A 533-nucleotide genomic window follows, 5' to 3' on the forward strand; every position below is an offset into this window, starting at 1 on the left:
GCTTTTGTATTTCAAAAAAGTTTTGAAGACCGTTCGAAATTCTTTATTCACAGTCTCCAGATGCTCCTCGATCAAGTCAAAAAAGTGATTAGCTCGTTTCTCTTGAAAGTGAAAAAGCAATAGTTGATATAGCTCATAGTAATAGCGCAGTTCTTCAGAAAAGGGTAAAATCTTCTGAACAATCTCCCGAGGGGTTAAGGTTTGTATAAAGGTCCTTGAATAGAACGTCTCCAGAGATCGTTTTCGACTATCTTTTTGTAAGATTCGCCAGTGATTCTTCATCGCTCGATAAGGTAAGGATTGCGTGTCAAAAGATTTCATAATGGCAATTCTCGTAGCCATCACAGCCCTGCTTATGTGTTGGATGATGTAAAAGCGATCAAGGACAATACGTGCTTTTGGGAGTGAAATAGTCCAGTGGACTGTTTCAGCCTGAGCCTAAAAATAAGAGAGCGAAGGTCTTGATAATAGGAATATAGCTACCAGACATGTCCACAGTGACAACTTCAACCGTCTCACGAACTTTTCTGGGG

General features: G+C 40.2%; 1 pseudogene. It reads right to left on the reverse strand.

Features of this window, described 5'->3' with window-relative positions:
• Positions 1-533: pseudogene (locus tag ACMZ6U_RS10715) on the reverse strand (transposase); the annotation flags it as partial.

This window comes from Streptococcus pluranimalium, from assembly GCF_047785745.1.
Lineage (GTDB): Bacteria > Bacillota > Bacilli > Lactobacillales > Streptococcaceae > Streptococcus > Streptococcus pluranimalium_B.